This is a genomic window from Pseudoalteromonas sp. MMG033 (assembly GCF_057197785.1).
In genome coordinates this window covers 4,061,011-4,081,850 of record NZ_CM170070.1, presented here as the reverse complement: position 1 = coordinate 4,081,850, position 20,840 = coordinate 4,061,011, and the positions used below count along the sequence as shown (strand labels likewise).

The following is a 20,840-nucleotide window of genomic DNA, read 5'->3' as shown; positions in this document are numbered from 1 at the left end:
GGCCATTCTGAATCAAGGTATGGTCGTTTTCACTAGTTTATTCTTATTTATGGAATAAATGCTCCCACTTCACTTACTGTAAGATGTTATTTATTGTATCCTCCTTGTGAATATGTATTAAAAACAAGGACAACATACGGATGATGACATCGGTTTTCAAATCGGCCAGATTTGCCGCACTCTACACAATAATTGCTGGCACGACATTGTCTGCATACGCTAACTCCGTAGACGACCTCATTAAAGACACCATGGAAAAACGCAATATTCCTGGGTTGCAACTTGCAGTGGTAAAGAACAATAAAATAGTAAAAGCCCAAAGCTATGGTGTGGCAAACTTACAACATGACGTACCGGTTAAAAATAGCTCTATTTTTTCGATAAATTCAATGACCAAAGCCTTCACAGGGGTTGCCTTAATGCAATTGGAGGAGCAAGGCATATTGTCAATTGATGATGAAATTGGCAAGCATTTACCTGATTTACCAAAAGCGTGGCAAAAGATTAAAATCAAGCATCTGATGGCCCATACCTCTGGTTTACCGCGGATTTTAAGCGGATATAACATAGACTTAATTGTCAGAGGCAACCCAAAAGCGTCTTGGGATAAAGTGCAAGCATTACCTATGGCGTCTGAAGTGAATAGCCAATTTTCTTATAACCAAACTGGTTATGTGATTGTCGGTAAAATTATTGATAAATACGTTGATGGTAACTTTATTGAGTTTATAACAGAGCATCAGTTAAAACGCGCCAAGATGAATTTAACCGCTGACGCTGGTTTTGAGTATATGACGCCAGTAATTAAGGATCAGGCGCAGCAGTACGTTTATGATGGTCAAAACAAACGCTTTATAAATATTCAGGGTCAGTTTTCATACATGATGAGAACCGCAGCAGGTATGAATTCAACTGCGACAGAATTGGCCAATTATCTGATTGCACTAACAAACAAAAAACTGACTAAAAACTTGGATGGGCTTTGGGCACCGGTGGTGCTAAATGATGGCACCATTAGAGGCTTTGACAAGCTGCAAAATGGTTATGCCATTGGCTGGCAAGTGATAGACAGAGAAAATCACCCAGCGGTTAGTGCCAGCGGCGGTAACGCGGTAACCATGGTGTATTATCCAAAAGACAATGTGTCTGTGGTTGTGCTAACAAACCTCGCTGGTGCTCTACCCATTCATTTTGCCGATAAAATAGCAGCAGAATATATCGAAGGGTTTGCGTTGTAATTTCCAGCATTATGAGTGGTACGGTCTGATTACAACTATCAGGCCGTTTAATACGAGTGAAATAGCATAGGTCTTTAGGAGGGGGACACCGATATAGTTCGTAAAACAGCTTCCTTATTATTCACACCATACAACGCTCCTTATTATTCACACCATGCAACGCTCCTTGTTATCAAACCAAAATAATTATTCAACAATATATCTTTAAGATATTTTCTCGATATATAAAAGCATGAGGGAAAATAATGAAAGGAGCTCTACCTAGTTTTTTAATTTTATTTTTAGAAGCTTGCATGCCAAGCAATGTCTACGATGCACCTAAAACGATGGACTTAATAGCCAAAACAGAAGCAGCCGCACCAAACTCTATTTATGGCGTTTATCGTTTTAAAGTTAAGTCTGCCGCAAGGCGAGGAAGTGTTGTATTTTTAAATACGGAAGATGATTATCGTGATAGGCGCAGTGTTGCAATCGTACTGGATTTAGAGGAAATAAAACAGCTTACTGAACTGCATGGACAAAGTCCTGAGGTGTTCTTTTTGAATAAACAAGTAGAAGTTGTTGGCGAGGCGTATAGAGCAAAAGTTAATCTTTATTGCTTACCGGGTGTTAAACCAACGCAGTACTATTACCAAACACGGATATCAATACAAAATTATGATTTTATTAAAGTAATAAACGAGATAGGAGAGGTGACTTAAAGCAAGGTTCAAGTCACCCAAAAGACTATTTTCGAAGTGAAATTGAGTTCGCTTCGATATCAATCTTGCCTTGCTTAAATAAGCCACCAATGGCTTTTTTAAAGTTAGCTTTACTGGTTGAGAAAGCTTGCTTGATAAGCTGAGGGTCTGACTTGTCACCTAAAGGTAAAAAGCCGTTGTTTTCTTCTAGCTTGGCAAGGATTTGCTCACCAAGGCCTGAAATCTTCTCGATCCCCGGTTTTTCAAGTAATACGTCGATTTTGTCGCCTTCGCGTACTTGCTTGATAAAGCCTTTCATACGCTGGCCGATGTACATACGCTTAAATACGGTATTAAAGAACACCATGCCAAAGTGCGTTTCATTGATAACGACTTTGTAGCCAAGATCTGTTTTAGCAGCCACGATTAAATCGACTTCTTGGTTTTTCTCGTAATTCGCAGGTGTTTTATTAACAAACTTATTGAGGTTACTTGAAGCACATAAACGCTTACTGGCATTGTCCAAGTAAAGCTTTACAAGGTAGCTATAGCCTTCACGCATTTTTGGCTTTTGCTCGTTGTATGGCGCCAGTACATCTTTTGCGATGCCCAAGTCCATAAATGCACCAACTTTGTTGATTTGCTTCACACGAAGTAAGGCAAATTCACCCACTTGTGCAATGGGATCTTTTGTAGTTGCACAGGCATGACCTTGGTTATCTGAGTAAATAAAGACTTCGACGTTATCGCCTTCTTCTAAATATTCAGGTTTTTCATCCAAAGGTAAAAATACATCACCCAATTCTTTGCCGTCGAGGTATGCGCCTTCTGCACAGATCTCTTCAATCATTAAAAATTGCTTAGTTCCTAGCATGGTTTATTCCTCAGTTGGCTTTGGTTTTCTGCGAAGTGGTGCATGACCATCCACATCAAATGGTGCTGCAATTGGTTTTTTCGGCGCTTTAGGCTTTTTAGTAAACTTGCGTTTTTGTTCTGGCTTGTTCGCTTTTTGCGGCTTCTTACCTTTATAAGCAGGCTTTTTCGGCTTTTCTTTAAAGCCTTTAAACTTACCTTCTAAGCCTTCTACAGTGTGGAAAGTCAGTTCTTCTTTTAAGTACTGAGCAATCGCCTTGTAGCTCTTCCAATCTTTTGGACCAACCAGTGAAGCTGCTGTTCCTTTGAATCCAGCACGTCCTGTACGACCGATACGGTGAACGTATTCTTCCGCTTGTTTTGGTAGGTCAAAGTTGATTACGTGTGTCACGTTTAATAGGTCAAGACCACGTGAAGCGACATCAGTAGTCACTAACACTTTATAAATGCCACGGCTGAATGCATCCATGATATCTAGTCGCTTGTTTTGCGCTAAATCACCTGCAAGGCCAATTGCTTTGATGTCCATCTCATTTAACAGCTCGCTTAAACGTGTGGTATCTTGGCGAGTCGCGGTAAAGATGATGCACTGGCCAACTTCGTCTTGTTGAACAAAGTGTTTAAGTAACGCTTCTTTGTGATCAAGATGGTCTGCGAAATACAGCGCTTGCTGAATGTCGCCATGCTTTTCGTTGCTGCCACTTAATAAAATCTTTTTTGGAGACTTTAAAAGTGATTTGGCAGTGATCTCAACTTGTGCGTGCTCTAAAGTTGCTGAGAACAACATGGTTTGGCGAAGACGGTGGTCTGCTTGGCTGTTAATTGCATTTAGCTGCTTGTCAAAACCCAAATCAAGCATTCGGTCTGCTTCATCAAAAATAAGTAATTCAAGGCCAGACAAACGAAGCGATTGCTGTTCTAAGTGGTCAGTAATGCGACCCGGTGTGCCAATCACAAAGTGCGGATTTTTACGTAGCGCTTTAACCTGATCATTAAAGTTCTCGCCACCGAGTACCTTCGTGGCTGTCATCGCAGTACCAGCGATTAATAGACGGCACTGTGAAAATACTTGGTTGGCAAGTTCACGGGTAGGAGCAACAATGAGTACACGTGGGTCGCGTTTACTCAGCGCTTTTTGCTTCATTACACGCTGGACAGCAGGTAATAAAAACGCCAAGGTTTTTCCTGAACCGGTTTTTGACTGGGCAAAAACATCGTGGCCTGCAAGTGCGGTAGGGATAGCATGAGCTTGGATCTCTGTTGGCTCATTAATTCCTTGATGTTGTAATTGCTTCTCAAAGCGTAGGTCAAGGCCGAGTTCGGAAAATCTCAAAGTTACTTTCTCCAATCATTATTCTAAAAAACGCGCCATTATAGCAAAGTGCCAGACAAAGGCACTATATAAATATAGGGTTAAAACTGTTTTTGCTTTTGTTTTAATCACTTGGAACAAAAACTCAGCACTTGATTCTGCGCGTTTTGCATTTGTTTCATAAATCCGTAAAATACACGCCTCAGCGCCGGATTTACGATTCGGTTTGTGCCTACGCGTCGTGTTTAAGTGTAGGTTGTTTTAAAGCTTATAAAAGAGAATTATTATGACTAAACCTTATGTTGTTTGTGCAATGTATAAGTTCGTTTCATTGCCTAACTTTGAGCAGATCCGCCAACCTTTATTGCAAGTAATGGAAGAAAATGAAGTGCGTGGTACGCTACTTCTAGCAGAAGAAGGTATTAACGGTACCGTTGCAGCGCAGCGTGAAGGCATTGATGCATTACTAGCATGGCTAGACAAACAACCCGGTTTAGACAACATCGTTTACAAAGAGTCTTACGACGAAACATGTCCGTTCTACCGTACTAAAGTTAAGTTGAAAAAAGAGATCGTGACCATGGGTGTACACGGTATCGACCCGAAAAAAGTGGTAGGTACTTATGTTAAGCCTGAAGATTGGAATGCCCTTATCTCAGACCCAGAAGTAGTACTTGTTGATACACGTAACGATTACGAAATTGAAATTGGCACGTTCAAAAACGCGGTTGACCCAAAAACTAAAACTTTCCGCGAATTCCCTGAATGGGCTGAAAAAAATCTAGATCCTAAGAAGAATAAAAAAGTAGCTATGTTCTGTACTGGCGGTATTCGCTGCGAAAAATCAACTGCTTACATGAAAGAGCAGGGTTTTGAAGAGGTTTATCACCTAGAAGGCGGTATTCTTAAGTATTTAGAAGACGTGCCAAAAGAAGAGACAATGTGGGAAGGTGAGTGTTTCGTATTTGATAACCGCGTCGCAGTTGACCATGACCTAAACAAAGGCTCTTACGAGCAATGTCACGCATGTCGCATGCCTATCACTGAGGAAGAAATGCAATTAGAGCAGTACATGGAAGGGGTTTCTTGCCACCACTGCTTCGACAATGTGACTGAAGAGCAAAAAGCTCGCTTTGCAGAGCGCCAAAAGCAAATGGAACTGGCAAAAGAACGTGGTGAAGGTCATATTGGTCACGAAGCGCAAGAAGCACTGCGTCAACGTAAAGAGCAAAAGCAAGCGCAAAAAGAAGCGCAGCGTAAGCAATCTGCTTAATTTGCTCTAGCTTTTAAAAAGCAATATCGATTTTTAACGCCCTCGGTCATATGGCCGAGGGCGTTTTTTTTGAGTGTCTCAACACCTATTCCTTCTATTTATTTTATAAATATACGTAAATTCAATGGATTATAATTTAGTTTTCTGATTAAAGAATAAATTTGAGCGTGCTCAATAATATTTGTTGCTGATTTGGGTTCCCCTGACATGTGCGCTTATACTCAAGTAGGATAAGTTTATATCGCACAATAATAATGCATGCGCCAACTCAATCAGAATTAACCATTTCACTTCAAGCTTTTTCCAAGCAAAGTCATCAATTTTGGTCTTTACAGATCTTAGGCTGGCTTGGTTACACCGTCGTTGTATTTATCTCGATTATTCATCCACAGTTTGATGACAGCAACTTTAACTTAATTGGCCAGTTATTGAATTTGGCAGTTGAGGTGGGGTTTGGCTTTATCTTGTCGTTTTTACAGTGGTCGATCATCCGGCGTATCGTGCATTGGCCGCTCAAGCGTACTTTAATAGCAAGCTTTGTCAGCGCCGCTATTTTAGGCTTGGTATTTAATATCATTAAGCTGGCTTCATATAAAACCATTGTTTACAACCAAGTATGGTATCAAGAACTTAATATGCTTGAGTTTGGTGGCTGGTTTTTGTTTTCGGTCTCTACCATGTTTGTGTGGACAGCAATATTTTTTATTATGCTCTACAACGCGCGTTTGCAAAAAGAGCATGAAATGTTGCTTAGAGCCCAAACGGCGGCAAAAGATGCACAGCTGCAAATGTTAAGATATCAGCTAAATCCTCACTTTATGTTTAACACCATGAATGCCATTTCGACTTTGATCATGAAAAAAGAGAATGACATGGCACAAGAGATGTTAGACAAACTCTGTGATTTCTTCCGTGCGTCACTCCAACACGATACAACAGATGCAAGCCATCTAGGCAAAGAGCTTGAGCTAATCGAATTGTACTTGAGTATTGAGAAAGTACGATTTGGTGAACGCCTAAAGGTTAATTTTGATATCAACGACACGGCAAAGCAGGCCAAAATCCCCCCTTTGGTTTTACAGCCGATTGTAGAGAACGCCATTAAATACGGGGTTGAAGCGAGAAAACAGCAAAGCCTCATAGATATTCAGGTTACTAAACAAGAAAAGCATTTAAAGATCTTGGTCGAGAACGACGGGGGCGCCTCAAACAAACCCAATGAAAAAGGCTTTGGGATAGGGTTAAGTAACACCAAAGAGCGCCTAGAAACCTTTTTTGGTACGCCATGTGAACTCGACGTTGAAAATGGTCATACAAAAACACGCGTCACATTGATTATCCCCTTTGTGATAGCAAAATAAGAATTGGAAACAAATATGATTACTGCAGTACTGGTGGATGATGAACCTCTGGCAATAGAAGGTCTAAGACTTAGACTTGAGAACATATCTGATATTCAGATAGTCGCAGAAGGGTTTGACGGCGATGATGCAATTCGCTTGTGTCATGAGCACCAGCCAGATGTATTGTTTATAGACTTAAGGCTGCCGGGACTCAGTGGCCTTGAAGTGGTGCAAGGTTTACAGTCAGATACGATGCCGCTGGTTGTCTTTGTCAGTGCGTATAGTGACTATGCGATAGAAGCTTTTGAACTGAACGCTTTGGATTACCTCATGAAGCCTGTGAATCTTGGCAGGCTTAAAAAAACAGTAGACAGGATCCGTGACTCTCTCAGTGAATCAACTCGGTCTCAAAAGAGTGAAGAAAAAGCCAAGCTTTTAAAAGCGCTAGGTGAGTCGTCGGGGTTAAGTATTTCACAGTTACAAGAGTGGTTAGATAAAGAAAGCGCGCCCTTTCCTACAAAACCAAGGCATGAATTACTGATCAAGAATCATGACAATGAGCAAGTGTTCTTATGCGTTGATGACATTATGTGGGTTGATGCTGCTGGGGATTACATGTGTATTCACACTGATAAGGAAAACTATGTTGTGCGGATCACGCTCAAGCGGCTCTGTGAAGAGTTAGACAATGCGACGTTTGCACGCATTCACAAATCCACCTTGGTTAATGTGAATTTTGTTAAAAGCTTTACCACACTAAAGAATAATGAATCGATGTTGGATTTAGGGGGAGATATCCGGCTTAAAGTGAGTCGGAATTATAGTGACACATTGAAGTCATTACTGAAATCTCGTGCGGGAAATACATTTATGTAGTCATTATGCCTCACATTTCATCGTGCAATTGTTTCGTTTTGTCGTGCGCGGTGCAGCTGCACCAGCATTGACGCAAAATTGCACCGCGATAGCGCATTTCAATTGTCACATTATTATCTTTCTATCAATATTTTAACTGCCAAATTTACATTTTTAATTTGCATTTAAACTAAATGCATTTGGCCAAATGACAACGATAAATGTGCGAATGTTCACAGTGTGATGTTTTTAATTAAGAAAATATCAATATGTACTGTGGGTAAATGTGGAAGTGATGAAATGAAACCAACAGTAAACCAAGTGTTTGGCGTTTGCCTGCTGAGTGCGACACTGCAAGGGTGTGGCGGGGGCGCTGAAACGAACACTGATACCAGCCAAATCTCACCAGAAGTTCCCGTATCTGATTGGCAACTCGTATGGAGTGATGAGTTCGATACAGACACCATTGATGCCAACAAATGGCTGCACGAAGTTAATTGTGCAGGTGGCGGTAACAATGAGCAACAATGCTATACAGACAGTAATGACAATTCTTATATCGATAATGGCGTACTCCATATTGTCGCTTTACCGGCGGCAGAGGGGAAGCAAAAACCCTATACGTCAGCAAGGTTAAGTTCTAAAAACAAAGCAGATTTCAAGTATGGACGTTTTGAAGTGCGGGCGAAATTACCATCTGGCCAAGGAAGTTGGCCAGCATTTTGGCTGTTACCCACAGATGAGGCATACGGTGGATGGCCAAAGTCCGGTGAAATTGATGTGGTTGAGTCGGTAAATCTAAAAGCAAAACGAGAAGATGGGACCTTAGAGCGACATGTATATGGCACTTTACATTATGGTAAAGACTGGCCAGACAACGAATCAAGTGGCAAAGAATACTTATTACCAGATGATATGAACCCCGCGGATGACTTTCACACTTATGCCATTGAGTGGCAAGAAGGGGAAATTCGTTGGTATGTGGATGGCTACCTATACCAAACTCAGCGCCGTTCACAAGCGCTTTATAATGGAGATGGTGATGCTGTTGGGCTAATTTATCGCGGATGGTTCACAGAGTACTTCGGACAAGATTCTGGTGAGTTAGAAACCCATTGGGACAACGCGCCGTATGACCAAGCATTCCATATGCTACTCAATCTTGCAGTTGGGGGGGACTGGCCTGAAAGCGTGAACGAATTAGGCGTCGATGCCTCTGCTTTTGCCAACGGTCAGCATTTTGAGATCGATTATGTACGTGTGTATCAATGCCAAATTAACCCAGAGACAGGTAAAGGGTGTGACACAGTACGTGGTGGCTTTGATAGCTTAGAGGATGCATTAGTGGAGGGCAAAGCACCCACACCAATTCCGCCTTCTTCCGGCATCGCTCAGGATCTAGATATTTTTACTGGTACACCCAATCCTAATTGGCCTGCTTGGGACTGCTGTGGCGGGTCGACACCAGCCTTAGTCGATGACACTGAAAAAGGCGCTGTGTTTGAATTTGTGGTTGGAGAGACCCCAACCGTGAATGGGTTTATTTCTCGCGAGGATTTTATTACTGACCCCGAGGGTGAAGCCACGCCTTTTGATGCAAGCCCGCTTATAAGTAGTGGTACGCTGAGCTTTGAAATGAAGGTAGTGAGTTTACCAAGTGCTGCAGACACCCCTTGGCTTTTAAAAGTTGAAAGCGTTGACGCATCAACGGTAGCCGAAGTTGCCTTGACCAGCAGTGTTGAAGGTCAAGCACCGGCACTTGGACAGTGGCAAACGTATACATTTCCTTTGCAAGCTTTGGTCGATAGCGGACTTACTCCGAATGCAATCGATGCTGTGATGATATTCCCAACGTGGGGCAGTGGCGAGGGCGCGGTATATCAAGTTACCAACATGCTCATTGCTGGCGATGGCGTATCTGCGCCTCAACCATTTGTCGTTTTTGAAGAGTCGATTAATCCAGATTGGCCATTATGGGACTGCTGTGGAGGCACAACACCACAAATTGTTGAAGACGATGCCCAGCACGGCAATGTTGCTGAGTTCTCTGTGGGGAGTGAACCAACTGTCTTAGGTTTTATATCACGCACTGACAATACCTCCGAAGCAGGGGGATCACCAGCACCGTTTGACGCCTCACCGATGTTTGACAATGGCATGTTTCAATTTGAAATGAAAGTCGTTAATGCGCCAGCGAACGCCGAATCGGTTTGGAAGTTAAAATTAGAGAGCAACAATGCTGAAACCGCTGCAGAGCTCGACCTGAACAGTAGCATTGAGGGTTTAGCACCGGTTACAGGGAAATGGCAAACCTATACATTTAAGATCTCTGATTTAGCCAGCGCAGGGCTGGATGTGAGTGCCATTGACGTGGTGATGATTTTCCCAGAATGGGGCACGGGTGAAGGCGCACTTTATCGCGTCGATAATGTGAAATTCTATCAACCAATGGATGCGCCAACATTCGAAGGGCATGTGCTATTTCAAGATGATGTGCTGTCACAGTGGTCACTATGGGACTGTTGCGGTGGGTCGACACCTGAAATCGTTAATGATGATGCACAACATGGCATGACGGCTGAATATACCATCGGTGGCGAACCGACAGTGGTTGGTTTATTTGCAGACGATGGTGTTTATCTCGATAGCAGTGAGTTTTTGCAATCGGGGGTCATTCAATTTGAGATGAAAGTGGTGAATGCGCCCGCCAACGCAGAGTCTGTTTGGAAGTTCAAGATTGAATCTATGGATGCGACCACCGCGATTGAGCTGGACTTGGCAGCAAGTCAAGAAGGTAAAGCACCAGCCGTTGGTCAATGGCAAACCTATACTTATTCCCTGCAAAGTTTATTAGAAGCAGGGTTAGATGTGACAGCGATTGATGTTGTGATGGTCTTTCCCGCTTGGGGAACTGGTGAAGGGGCTGTATTTAGGCTAGATAACGTGCTTATCTACAATCCAAGTTCAGTGCCTCAAGCTCAGTCTCTTACGCTTTTTAAAGATGGACAAAACAGTAGCTGGCCAATTTGGGATTGTTGTGGCGGCTCTATCCCTACAGAGCAGCAAGACGATGCAGAGCATGGTATGACAGCTGAATTCTCAATTGGCGCCGAGCCGACGGTGATGGGATTTTTGGCAAATGCTGGTGCACATTTTGATGCAAGTGCTTTGCTAGCAGAAGGGGTTGTTCGTTTTGATATGAAAGTGGTCAACGCCCCTAATGACGCCGGTAGTACTTGGAAATTCAAAATTGAATCACTCGATGCGCAAACAGCTGTTGAGCTCGATTTGAGTGCGAGCATTGAAGCTCAAGCGCCAGTTACAGGGCAGTGGCAAACCTATACCTACTCTTTACAGTCGTTGGCTGACGCAGGCTTAGATTTATCAAAAATCAATGTGGTGATGGTGTTCCCTGCATGGGGTACTGGCGAAGGTGCGGTTTACAGAGTTGATAACGCAGAAATCACGGTGCCGTAACGCGGCAAATACAAGGGGGTAAATTTACCCCCAGAACAGAGAATTTATGTAGGTTAGTTATGAAACAAGTTCAATTTGTATCTTCGCGCGTGGCTTTGTGTGTGTCATTAGCTCTATCAGGGCAGGTATATGGTGAAGAACAATCAGCAACAAATTTAACGACAGATGCGCAAAATACAGAAATAGAAGTCATTGAGATCCGTGGGATCAAGGGCAGTTTGACCCGTGCTATGAATCTAAAAAGAAATGCATCAGGGGTTGTGGATGCAATTTCAGCAGAGGAAATGGGTAAATTTCCAGACACAAACTTGGCTGAATCTCTACAGCGCATTACTGGTGTTGCGGTCAGCCGAAGTAATGGTGAAGGCTCCCAGATCACAGTCAGAGGCTTTGGTCCGGATTTCAATTTAATTACATTAAATGGTCGACAAATGCCTGGTACAGGTAACTCAAGATCTTACAGCCTTGAGAATTTATCTGCTGATGGTGTAATGGCATTAGAGGTATTCAAAACAGCACGAGCGGAAAACCCAAGTGGTGGCCTAGGCGCCACAGTCAACATTGTGACTAGAAAACCGCTGGCAAGTCCCGGTGAGCGCTATACCTTTTCGGCAAAAGCGATCCATGATTCGTCAAACGTCGAAAATGACGATGTGACGCCTGAATTATCAGCGCTTTATTCCAACACCTTTATTGACGATACATTGGGTATGTCGTTCTCTCTCACACATCATGAAAGAGACTTTCAAAAGCAACAGGCGCATATTCAGGGTTGGCAAGCCAATGTCGATTTGCCCGGTAATATCGATGACAGCAAGGTGATTGATCCTAGACCACTAGATAATGAAGGAAATCGAGTAGGAGATTATTTTTTTCCTAGAGATATGAACTATGGCATTGAAGATTTAGAAAGGGACAGAACCAATGGCCATGTTGTGTTTCAGTATGCGCCGAATGACGACTTAGTGCTTTCAGTAGACTACACCCACACCAAAGCCGTGACAGGCAAAAATGGCATAGGTTGGGGGATGTGGAATGAATATGGTGGCAATATCAATGCCTATGAGTTAGATGAAAATGGCACAGCGGTTTTTGCAGATATCAGCGGTAATGATGGCTCTTTTACTGCGTCGCGATCAACAACCGAAGTCATTGAAAAGTCTGCCGGTATTAATATCGATTGGCAAATTAATGACGTGTGGCATGTTGCCGTGGATTATCACGACTCTTCAAGTGAAACCGACAATGGCATTGATAAAGGCATCGGCAGTGAAGGGTCTTTGGTGTTGGGGTCAGATCAGTTACGCACTAAAAACTATGATTATCGCACCGGTGATATTCCACATGCGCAAATACATTGGCTGAATGGCTCTACCACGCTGCTTGAAAGTGAAATTGACTCACACTTTAGTCAGTTCGTTCACTCGCCTGGAAAGGCAGAGGTTCAGCAACTACAAATAGATGCAACATGGGAAAATGACAGCTTTGACATTCCGCTCATTGATGTCAAATTTGGTGCTGCTATGACGGACCAAACGATGGGCGGCTCTAACGCATGGAGCGGTCTAATTGGCGGTTTTTTATTTAATCCTGCCTGGCCACAAATGTTCCCTGACAGCATGTTTATCAGAAACGATACCAATGGATTTTTAGATGCATTTTCCAGTGGTGGCGCAAATTTGAGTCCGAATTACTATTACACTTTTGACTTTGATGAGATCGTCGCGCGCTCTGAAGCATTTCTTACCAATGACGTGCTCGGTGGTGACGATTATTTTGCCACGACGGCATACCATGATTTGGGCACCTTTTCTCGTAGCTCTGTTCAAGAAGAGACAATGAGCTTTTATGTTCAAAGTGCTTGGGAGTTTGAAGTCGCCTCATTGCCAGTTTCTCTGAATATCGGGGTTCGATACGAAGAAACAGATGTAACCAGTGTTGATGAACAACAAATTCCGATTTCGGTTTGGTGGCTAGGTGGCAGTGAATGGCACACACAATATCTTCCAGAGGATAATACTTATACTTCTGAAGGGCAGCATGATGTGCTGCTGCCAATGCTTGATGTGAAAGTGGATATTACCGATGAGCTGGTTGGCCGAGTCTCTTGGGGTAAAACCATTACACGTGCACCACTGGGTGATTTGGCAGGGGGACGCGTGCTCTCGGGTAGTCCTAAAATAGGTTCACGTAACGGCAATGAAGGTAATACAAATTTAGAGCCATTTGAGTCTACAAACTTAGATTTAAGCCTTGAATATTATTACGATGAAAGTAGTTACGCAGCAATTGGTTACTTTAAAAAGTCAGTCAAAAACTTCATCGGAAGTCAGGTTAATGAAACAACTATTGATGGATTTAAAGATATCTATCAAGGTCCGAGATGGAATCAAGCGGTTGCCGATATTGAAGCGCGCGGTGAGCAAGCAACCAGTGATGCTATTTTTCTGCAAATGCAGGCTAATGGCGCGACGCTTAATTCGCAAGGTTACATAGAGCCTGCTGACGATGACCCATCATTAGTTTGGCAAATAACCCAGCCATTTAATGCCACAGATACTAAAAAGGTCGATGGATTTGAAGTGGCATTTCAACATGTGTTTGGTGAAAGCGGCTTTGGCATTGGGCTCAATGCCACGTTTGTCGATGGAGACGTGGAATTTGATGTAAACAGTTTAGATCAGCAAACACCGCTAACGGGGTTAAGTGATTCAGCAAATGCACAAGTCTTTTACGAGAAGGATGGGCTGTCTATCAAGTTGACTTATGCGTGGCGTGATGAGTATTTGATAGGCGTTGGTCAAGATCAAGGTTCTGCTGACAATCCGCCGCAGTTTGCCAAAGCGTATGCCCAGTTAGATGCCAGCGTAAATTACGACCTTGATGAACGCTGGACGGTCTTTTTTGAGGGCATAAATCTCAACGATGAAACCGAACAAGGTTTTGGGCGCTTTGAACGACAGTTTTTATTCGCAAGGCAGTACGGCCCGAGGTATACCTTGGGTGTGAGATACAGCTTTCAGTAAATCTAATCACTTTTTTATCTCTTAGTTATTTTTAAGTATTGAGCATGCAACAGACGCTGTTGCATTGGCTCAATGCTGGTTGGAGTTTTTATTATGGCAACCGAGTTTGCTTCAAAAGCTGCGCAAGTGCAATCGTCCGATTACCCAAAAACTATTGGATTTGCACTCTGTGCGCTCACCAGTTTATTTTTCATGTGGGGGTTTATTACCTGTCTGAATGATATTTTAATTCCCTACCTTAAAGGGGCATTTCAACTTAGCTACACGCAAGCGATGCTTGTGCAATTTTGTTTTTTTGGCGCGTATGTCATTGTTTCGATCCCCGCAGGAAACCTAGTCAGTAAAATTGGCTTTCAAAAAGGAATTGTACTTGGCTTATTCATAGCCGCTTTGGGCTGTGTGATGTTTGTGCCAGCAGCTGTCGTTGGGTTATATGAGGTCTTTTTACTTGCATTGTTTGTACTGGCCTCAGGGATCACCGTGTTACAAGTGTCTGCGAACCCTTATGTGAGCGCACTGGGTAAACCTGAAACCGCACCTTCAAGGTTAACGTTGACACAGGCTTTCAACTCACTGGGTACCACTATTGCACCATTTTTTGGTGCATATTTGCTGTTTTCATCAGGGCAAGGTTCGGTGTCGAACGGCGCTGAAGCGGTACAGGCACCATACTTATTACTTGCAGCTGTATTGGGAGGATTGGCGATTGTCTTTGCTGCACTTAAGTTACCAAAATTGACCGAATCTCAGGATGAACGCCCAAAAAGTACCAGACCACTGACTGATCATCCGCACTTGATTTTAGGCGCTATTGGCATCTTTTTATATGTGGGTGCAGAAGTCTCTATTGGCAGTTTTTTAGTAAGCTTTTTACATCAACCTAGCATTGCAGGCTTGAATGAAGCAGAAGCTGCCAAGCTCATTGCATATTATTGGGGCGGAGCAATGATCGGGCGCTTTATTGGGGCTGCGGTGATGCAAAAAATCGCGGGTGGAAAGGTACTGGCGTTTAATGCTGTTGTTTCAATGTGCCTGATTGTATTTGCAGTCAATCAAACCGGCGCACTTGCGATGTGGGCGATGCTCGCGGTTGGTTTATTCAATTCTATTATGTTTCCGACGATTTTCAGTTTAGCAATTTCGGGCCTAGGCAAAGACGCAAGCCGTGGCTCAGGTTTATTGTGCTTAGCGATCGTCGGCGGCGCTATCATCCCTATTTTACAAGGATTATTGGCTGACAATATCGGGCTGCAGGGCTCATTTTTCTTACCCGCAGCTTGTTATATCTTCATTGCTTATTTTGGACTTTGGGGATGCCAGAAAAAACCGACAAAGGAGACTGCGCAATGAACAACTTAAAACGAACCTCTTTATTTTGTGTGTGTATGGTGAGTTTGCTCAGTGCTTGCGAACAGTCAAAACGCTCAGAAGCAGCAGCTGATAAAGATAAAGACCCAACTATTTGGCCAAATATTGTGTCTGAAATTGGACAATCGGAAGAGGTTGAATCTCAAGTTAAAGCACTTCTCGCTGAGATGACCATTGAGCAGAAAGTCGCGCAAATGATCCAACCAGAAATACGTGATATTACAATTGAAGATATGCGCAAATATGGCTTCGGCTCTTATTTAAATGGCGGCGGGGCCTTTCCAAATGGCGACAAACATGCATCAGTGAATGATTGGGTAGCATTGGCTGAGTCTATGTATCAAGCGTCTATTGACGCGTCTTTGGACGGCTCTTCTATCCCGACTATGTGGGGCACCGATGCGGTTCACGGTCATAACAATGTGATTGGTGCGACTTTATTTCCTCATAATATTGGTTTAGGCGCTGCAAACGATCCTGCATTGATAGAAAAAATCGCTCAAGTTACCGCAAAAGAAGTGCTGGCTACGGGCATTGATTGGATCTTCGCACCCACGGTTGCCACTGTAAGAGACGACAGATGGGGGAGAACATACGAAGGATATTCAGAAGATCCAGAAATAGTCGGTAACTATGCATATGCCATTGTTAAAGGACTTCAAGGTGATGGGCGCTCAAATACCGTATTCAAAGAGCAGCATGTGATAAGCACAGTTAAACATTTTGTTGGAGATGGTGGGACTCTTAAAGGAGATGATCAAGGGAACAACGTTGTAAGTGAAGAGACTCTATTTAAAGTTCATGCACAAGGTTATGTAGGTGGCTTAAAAGCCGGGTCGCAGTCAGTGATGGCGTCCTTTAATAGCTGGCATGGCGACAAGATACATGGCAATAAATACTTGCTGACAACGGTATTAAAGGACCGAATGGGCTTTGATGGCTTTGTGGTCGGAGATTGGAATGGCCATGGGCAAATTCAAGGGTGTACCAATGACAATTGTCCACAAGCAATCAATGCGGGATTAGACATGTTTATGGCGCCAACGCAAAGTTGGAAGCCATTGTTTTACAATACGGTCACTCAAGTGAAAGACGGCATCATACCAATTAGTCGAGTGAATGATGCGGTGAGCCGTATTTTAAGAGTAAAAATACGTGCGGGACTGTTCAATAAGCCAAGTCCTGCGCAGCGGCTTTATGCTGGTGACAGCAAAATAATGGGGAATGTTCAACATAGGTCACTTGCCAGAGAAGCAGTAAGAAAGTCTCTGGTATTACTTAAAAACAAAGCTGGGATTTTACCTTTGTCTCCGAAACAAAACATCTTAATTGCTGGAGATGGCGCGAATAACATAGGTAAACAGTCAGGTGGTTGGACTATTACTTGGCAAGGAACCAATAACGCAAATGCAGACTTTCCTGGTGGTACCTCGATTTATGAAGGTATCAAACAACAAGTCTTGAAAGCGGGTGGTGAGATTACTTTGAGTCTTGATGGGTCATTCGATAAGAGTAATAAGCCTGATGTCGCGATTGTTGTATTTGGAGAGGAGCCATATGCAGAAGGTCAAGGGGATAGACCGCATTTGGCATATCAATACGGCACTTACAAGGACTTGATGTTATTAAAGTCATTGAAAGCGCAAGGTATCCCAGTTGTATCACTTTTCATCAGTGGTCGTCCGATGTGGATGAATGCTGAGCTAAACGCCAGCGATGCTTTTGTAGCACTTTGGCTACCGGGCTCTGAAGGCGGTGGTGTGGCTGACGTGCTACTAAAAGATAACAATGACAGTATTCAATATGATTTTACCGGCAAACTGTCGTTTTCGTGGCCGAATTCACCGACGCAACACGTTAATCGTTTTGACGGACAAACCCCACTATTTGAATACGGGTTTGGATTGGATTACAAAACAAAGGATACTTTGAAAGACAATTTGGATGAGTATTTTGATATTAGTGCCAGCGTCAATGAAGTCGAGTTGTTATACGATGGTCAGCCTAAAAAGCCATGGGCGCTATATCTCACTGAAGGTAATAAGAGAAAGCCGATCCGTTCTAATAGTGAGCAGATCAATGGCGTAGACTACAGAACGATTGACCGTTTTGTACAGGAAGACAGTCTGCAATTGTCTTTTAGTGATGCAAAAATAGCGGGTATTCAATTGTTGAGCAAACATGGTTTCCCTGAAGATCTCAGTGCGTATGTCAACTCGAGTGCGTACTTAACATTTGATATCTCTTTAAAATCAGGCTCCATTACACAGGCTTTGGTAGGGATGAATTGTCAGGAAGAGATCAAATGCAGCTCACAAGTGAAAATACCAGCTGAAAAATTGAGCGCGCTCACAAATGGTTGGCAGCAGTTAGCCGTGCCTTTGACTTGTTTTGCAAGCCTTGGCGCTGAGCTATCTCAAACAATGTCTCCATTTAAACTCTCGTTCGTTGGAAACGCTGAAGTCGGGTTGAGTAAAATTGCACTCAGGGCATCAACATCAGAAGCTTTAATCGTTGAATGTGACTAGGATACGCTTGACGAAGGCCCGCAAATAGCGGGCTTTTTATTTTTAAGACCGGTCATAATTTGTGCTTGATGAGTGTGTGTTTTATTGTTCGTCATTAAGCCTTAAGTCATGGCTATGTCTTCATAATGCGGATGTTTTTTCGATAAGGATTTATCAGTGGATTATAAACAAGCATTTAATTTCCAACATTTGCCACATATTGCTTTGCTCTTATTAAGCGTTTGGGGGGCGTTACAAACGACATTGGCCAGTTTAATGATAGAGCGGTTCTATAGGTGCTCATATGACTGTGATTTTTATCTGCCGCAACAAATCGTGTTTGCGATGGCAATAGTATGCTTCCTGTCTCTCATATCTTCATTCATTTGCGCGTTTATTTCAGCGTTTAAGACTCAGCAGCCCATTGCATATAAAGTACTGTTTTTAAGTTTTTTAGCATTGCTTTGCCAAGTCTATTACATCGCAAGTTTATAATATTGAATGCGTCGCTAAATTCGCTCGTCAAACAATGATCGTTTTCGATTATGTGACAAAGTGGTTTGATCAGCCAATTTGATCCAAGACTTTAGTGGATCAGTTCCGTTTTTACATTGTAATTTCACATAGTTAGTCAATACTCAAATATCAAGGTAATTAGGCAAAGCCTAAGGAAAATTTGATGTTGAATAATTTCTCTGTACAAAGCCGTTTATTGTCATTGTCTGGATTACCTGCAATCCTTTTTGTAATTGCGACAGTGTTTACGCTCACGACGATTTCCCACCTCGTTGCGAACATGGACAAGATGTATTCTGGCCGAGTCTTACCACTTAAAGAGATCAAAGTGGTGTCAGATAACTATGCGGTGGTGATTGTTGATACATTTCATAAGTTAAGAGGCAAGCAATTAACACCATCACAAGCGCTTGATAATATTGAAGAGGCCAAATCAATAGCCATAGCCGAGTGGGAAATTTACTTAGGGGGTAAGTTGACCAGTCAAGAGCAATCGATAGTTCAGCAAATTAAGCAGTCTGAGCGGGAAGTTAATCAGCTTATTCAAGAGTATCAGCGCTTAATAGCACAAGATAAGTTTGACTCTGTGCCTTACAACCAATTTGTTAAAGATCTCTACGAGACGTTTGACCCACTGAGCGAAGGTTACAATGAACTGATGGTGCTGCAGCTAGATGAAGCCAGCAAATTGATTGAAGTAAGTCACGAAGAGGCGGATGCAGCAAGAGTTGGAATGATAGTCGCGTCTGTACTCGTCATTGTTGTCATGTTGAGTGTCAGTTGGTTGATCTACGGCTCTATCCATAAGCCATTGAAAGGCTTGCGACGCACCATTAAAACCATTGCACAAAATGCGGATTTAACGCAGCGGGTAAAAGTGGTTGGCGAAGACGAGCTTAGCGAAATAGGCAACGACTTTAATATGATGGTCGATTGTTTACATAACCTTGTTCAAAGTCTGATTGAAATGATAGGTGAATTGACCTCGACATCTAACAACTTGACATCTATCAGCTCATCGATGGCAAATACGTCTCAAGATCAAGAGCAACAAACAGCCATGATTGCGACGGCTGTGACGCAAATGAGCGCAGCTATTCAAGAAGTGGCTAACAATGCGCAGCTAACAGCACAAAAAGCTGAAACATCGGGTACGCTCGCGCAGCAGGGTACGAGTACTATCAGTCAAAATATCCAGTCGATTGAGAAGTTAGCTGGCTTAGTTGCAGATAATACCGAACAAATTCAAGCTTTAAATACGCAAAGTAATGAAATTAACCAAGTTGTTTTGATGATCCAAGGTGTTGCTGAGCAAACCAATTTATTGGCATTAAATGCTGCGATTGAAGCCGCTCGGGCAGGTGAGTCTGGCAGAGGCTTTGCGGTCGTTGCCGATGAAGTGAGACAGCTGGCGCATAATACGCAAAAAGCAACGGAGTCAATTAAAGAGATGATCACAAAGCTACAGTCAATGGCGCAAAATGCCGTTACTGCGATGGAAAATGCGCAAACGAGTGCGACTTCGAGCGTTGAAAAAGCGAATGAATCAGCTAAGTATATGAATGAAATCAATAGCGCAGTGAACGAGATCATCGATATGAATGTGCAAGTATCAACTGCGACTGAAGAGCAAACCTCTGTGATTGCTGAGATAAGCACCAACATTAATGAATTTAACAACAGCATCATTGAAATTGCTAAAAACGCGCAGCTCAATGCTGAGGTGAGTAGTGCATTGGGTGATTACACCAGCAACTTAAAAGAAAAGGTCGATTCTTTTAAAGCTTAATGCATCGAGTGTTTGTTTTAGTGAACTTGAATCTGGAGCCACCGCTTCTGAGGATAGTTTATGGTTTCCGGAGCAAGTCCGGAATGACGTAGAGAGAATAAGTGATGGGTTAATAGATGGGGTCATGATGTTGATTCATGGCCTGTTATGCACATGCCCCCGAATCCGTCACCCTGAACTTGATTCAGGATCCATGCTTATTCCATTGCGACTAGTTTGGTGCGTTTAAAGGGGGGGATTACCTTTGGTTAAAATGGCTCATTTCACCTTGTGCGAAAAGAATGTCAGCGCTTCGCACTTTGCCATTAACCTTTCGCACGATATTCACCTTGCACAAGTTGAACGTACTCGCTTTGCTCGCAGTCGTTAGATTTTGCACGTTAATTCTGAACCTGATTCAGGAACCATTTCTTTGTGACTAATCTATGGTTTCCGGAGCAAGTCCGGAATGACGTAGAGAGGATGTGCTTTGGATTAATAAAGGTGTTATGATGTTGATTTATCAGCAGTTATGCAGCTACCCCCGAATCCGTCATCCTGAACTCGTTTCAGGATCCATGCTTAACCCATTGCAACTAGTTTG

General features: G+C 42.9%; 11 protein-coding genes and 1 pseudogene. 10 read left to right on the top strand and 2 right to left on the bottom strand.

Annotated features, from left to right (window positions below; all coding sequences use genetic code 11):
• Window positions 1-140 precede the first annotated feature (140 nt).
• Together AC2CZC_RS17735 and AC2CZC_RS17730 are read left to right on the top strand one after the other, a co-directional pair.
• Window positions 141-1,238 carry a serine hydrolase domain-containing protein gene (locus AC2CZC_RS17735; protein ID WP_484582819.1) on the top strand — a complete coding sequence of 366 codons (1,098 nt, stop codon included), beginning with the start codon at window positions 141-143 and terminating at the stop codon, window positions 1,236-1,238.
• A gap of 245 nt (window positions 1,239-1,483) precedes the next feature.
• Window positions 1,484-1,939 carry a hypothetical protein gene (locus AC2CZC_RS17730; protein ID WP_484582818.1) on the top strand — a complete coding sequence of 152 codons (456 nt, stop codon included), beginning with the start codon at window positions 1,484-1,486 and terminating at the stop codon, window positions 1,937-1,939.
• Window positions 1,940-1,964: 25 nt separating this feature from the next.
• On the opposite strand, the gene AC2CZC_RS17725 is transcribed toward AC2CZC_RS17730, so the two are convergent.
• Together AC2CZC_RS17725 and AC2CZC_RS17720 are read right to left on the bottom strand one after the other, a co-directional pair.
• On the bottom strand, window positions 1,965-2,792 hold the full coding sequence (locus AC2CZC_RS17725; RefSeq protein ID WP_046357872.1) for a CvfB family protein: 828 nt from the start codon (window positions 2,790-2,792) through the stop codon (window positions 1,965-1,967).
• 3 nt (window positions 2,793-2,795) lie between these two features.
• Window positions 2,796-4,124 carry a DEAD/DEAH box helicase gene (locus AC2CZC_RS17720; protein ID WP_484582817.1) on the bottom strand — a complete coding sequence of 443 codons (1,329 nt, stop codon included), beginning with the start codon at window positions 4,122-4,124 and terminating at the stop codon, window positions 2,796-2,798.
• A gap of 265 nt (window positions 4,125-4,389) precedes the next feature.
• Here AC2CZC_RS17720 and trhO point away from each other — a divergent pair, with 265 nt between their 5' ends.
• The 8 genes and pseudogenes from trhO to AC2CZC_RS17680 all read left to right on the top strand — a co-directional run bounded on the left by trhO (window position 4,390) and on the right by AC2CZC_RS17680 (window position 20,257).
• A complete protein-coding gene (trhO, locus tag AC2CZC_RS17715; RefSeq protein WP_039608899.1) occupies window positions 4,390-5,376 on the top strand; it encodes an oxygen-dependent tRNA uridine(34) hydroxylase TrhO in 987 nt (328 codons plus the stop codon).
• Between the two features lie 254 nt (window positions 5,377-5,630).
• Entirely contained in the window at window positions 5,631-6,737 is a 1,107-nt protein-coding gene (locus AC2CZC_RS17710) for a sensor histidine kinase (protein WP_484582816.1), read from the top strand.
• Window positions 6,738-6,752: 15 nt separating this feature from the next.
• Window positions 6,753-7,595 carry a LytR/AlgR family response regulator transcription factor gene (locus AC2CZC_RS17705; RefSeq protein ID WP_484582815.1) on the top strand — a complete coding sequence of 281 codons (843 nt, stop codon included), beginning with the start codon at window positions 6,753-6,755 and terminating at the stop codon, window positions 7,593-7,595.
• 279 nt (window positions 7,596-7,874) lie between these two features.
• Window positions 7,875-10,532 (top strand): annotated as a pseudogene (locus AC2CZC_RS17700) (family 16 glycosylhydrolase); the annotation flags it as partial.
• 578 nt (window positions 10,533-11,110) lie between these two features.
• Window positions 11,111-14,077 (top strand): TonB-dependent receptor, encoded by a 2,967-nt coding sequence (locus AC2CZC_RS17695; protein WP_484582814.1) that lies wholly within the window; start codon window positions 11,111-11,113, stop codon window positions 14,075-14,077.
• A gap of 93 nt (window positions 14,078-14,170) precedes the next feature.
• On the top strand, window positions 14,171-15,427 hold the full coding sequence (locus AC2CZC_RS17690) for a sugar MFS transporter (RefSeq protein ID WP_484582813.1): 1,257 nt from the start codon (window positions 14,171-14,173) through the stop codon (window positions 15,425-15,427).
• The gene (locus AC2CZC_RS17685) at window positions 15,424-17,973 is read left to right on the top strand and encodes a glycoside hydrolase family 3 protein (protein WP_484582812.1); all 2,550 of its coding nucleotides are present in this window, start codon (window positions 15,424-15,426) and stop codon (window positions 17,971-17,973) included. The genes AC2CZC_RS17690 and AC2CZC_RS17685 overlap by 4 nt, the downstream gene beginning before the upstream one ends.
• 658 nt (window positions 17,974-18,631) lie before the next feature.
• The gene (locus AC2CZC_RS17680) at window positions 18,632-20,257 is read left to right on the top strand and encodes a methyl-accepting chemotaxis protein (protein ID WP_484582811.1); all 1,626 of its coding nucleotides are present in this window, start codon (window positions 18,632-18,634) and stop codon (window positions 20,255-20,257) included.
• Window positions 20,258-20,840 lie beyond the last annotated feature (583 nt).

Coding starts and splice junctions, on each gene's coding strand:
- AC2CZC_RS17710 (WP_484582816.1), top strand. CDS start 5,631: ATGCATGCGCCAACTCAATCAGAATTAACCATTTCACTTCAAGCTTTT.
- AC2CZC_RS17705 (WP_484582815.1), top strand. CDS start 6,753: ATGATTACTGCAGTACTGGTGGATGATGAACCTCTGGCAATAGAAGGT.
- trhO (WP_039608899.1), top strand. CDS start 4,390: ATGACTAAACCTTATGTTGTTTGTGCAATGTATAAGTTCGTTTCATTG.
- AC2CZC_RS17735 (WP_484582819.1), top strand. CDS start 141: ATGATGACATCGGTTTTCAAATCGGCCAGATTTGCCGCACTCTACACA.
- AC2CZC_RS17725 (WP_046357872.1), bottom strand. CDS start 2,792: ATGCTAGGAACTAAGCAATTTTTAATGATTGAAGAGATCTGTGCAGAA.
- AC2CZC_RS17680 (WP_484582811.1), top strand. CDS start 18,632: ATGTTGAATAATTTCTCTGTACAAAGCCGTTTATTGTCATTGTCTGGA.
- AC2CZC_RS17685 (WP_484582812.1), top strand. CDS start 15,424: ATGAACAACTTAAAACGAACCTCTTTATTTTGTGTGTGTATGGTGAGT.
- AC2CZC_RS17730 (WP_484582818.1), top strand. CDS start 1,484: ATGAAAGGAGCTCTACCTAGTTTTTTAATTTTATTTTTAGAAGCTTGC.
- AC2CZC_RS17695 (WP_484582814.1), top strand. CDS start 11,111: ATGAAACAAGTTCAATTTGTATCTTCGCGCGTGGCTTTGTGTGTGTCA.
- AC2CZC_RS17690 (WP_484582813.1), top strand. CDS start 14,171: ATGGCAACCGAGTTTGCTTCAAAAGCTGCGCAAGTGCAATCGTCCGAT.